General features: G+C 46.8%; 1 protein-coding gene and 1 other annotated feature. The gene reads left to right on the plus strand.

What is annotated here, in order from left to right; translation table 11 throughout:
- Positions 1–50 precede the first annotated feature (50 nt).
- Positions 51–1270 (plus strand): IS3 family transposase gene (locus JMX93_RS14260; protein WP_499205091.1). Its coding sequence is split into 2 segments (ribosomal slippage): positions 51–336 and positions 336–1270, totalling 1221 coding nucleotides; the frame shifts between segments, so codons are not numbered across the junction.
- Positions 326–442: a sequence feature (AL1L pseudoknot), on the plus strand. (Overlaps the previous gene by 117 nt.)
- Positions 1271–1309: the final 39 nt, after the last annotated feature.

Genomic DNA, 1309 nt, shown 5'->3' on the forward strand with positions numbered 1-1309 from the left:
TGAACCGCCCCGGGATTGTCGGAGACTCAACTTTCTGAGAGAATACGACAATGAAAAGACAAACCTACACTCCTGAGATTAAAGAGCGCGCCGTTCGCATGCTTATTGAATCAGCAAATGACTATCCCTCTACCTGGTCAGCTATCCAAGCCATTGCCCCTAAGATTGGCTGCACACCTGAAACTCTACGCTCGTGGCATAAAAAGCACATCGATCAAACTATTCCTGCAAATGTGCAAGCTCAAAGTCAAGAGCAGCGTATTAAGGATCTCGAGCGCGAAAATAGAGAGCTTAAGCAAGCCAATGAGATCATCAGGAAAGCTGCCGCTTTTTTCGCCCAGGCGGAGCTCGACCGTCCACCGAAATAATGGTCGATTTTATTGATGTTAACAAGCAAGAATATGGGATCGAGCCAATCTGTAGAGTACTACCGATTGCCCCGTCAACCTATCACCGTGCCAAAGACTTAGAAGAGTGCCCTGACAAGCGCTCACTGCGCAGTCAGCATGACGACTTCTACATAAGCGAAATCAAACGCATCTGGCAGGACAGTAAATGCCGCTATGGTGCGCGTAAGGTCTGGCAGCAGATGAAAGCGGATAGCATAAAGGTTGCTCGATGTACCGTAGAGCGTTTAATGAGAAAGCATGACCTACAAGGTGTCTGGCGCGGCAAGGGTAAGATAACCACGAACAGCCGTGACGACCAAAAGCGTGCTGACGACTTGGTCAATCGCAACTTTAATGCCTATCGCCCTAACCAGCTATGGGTTGCAGACTTCACCTATATAAAAACGACTAGCGGCTGGGTTTATACCGCTTTTATTATTGATGTGTTTGCTCGTGCTATTGTGGGCTGGACAGTCTCTAATCGCATGAACACCGATATGGTGATGGCGGCATTGAACCAAGCCATAGCAGATAGAAACAATCCCAAAGATGTGATTCATCACAGTGATCGAGGGGTTCAGTATTTATCCATCCGCTACACTGATAAGATGGCTGACTGCGGTGTGATTGCTTCTGTCGGTACAACAGGCGACTCTTATGACAATGCACTGGCTGAAACGGTCAATGGACTTTATAAGTCTGAGGTGATTGAGTATTTAAAAGAGCAATGGCAGGGCGTGAATGATGTTGAATTGGCAACCCTCGAATGGGTGGACTGGTTCAATAAAACACGACTGCATAGCACGATTGGTTATGTGTCACCTTTTGAGTTTGAAAAGCGGTATTATGATAATTTAATCCTGTCAGGTATTGCTGCCTGACTCAAGTAATACACTCTCCGATATAGTCGGGGCGGTTCA

Source organism: Psychrobacter muriicola 2pS (assembly GCF_904846535.1).
In the GTDB taxonomy this organism is placed as follows: domain Bacteria; phylum Pseudomonadota; class Gammaproteobacteria; order Pseudomonadales; family Moraxellaceae; genus Psychrobacter; species Psychrobacter aquimaris.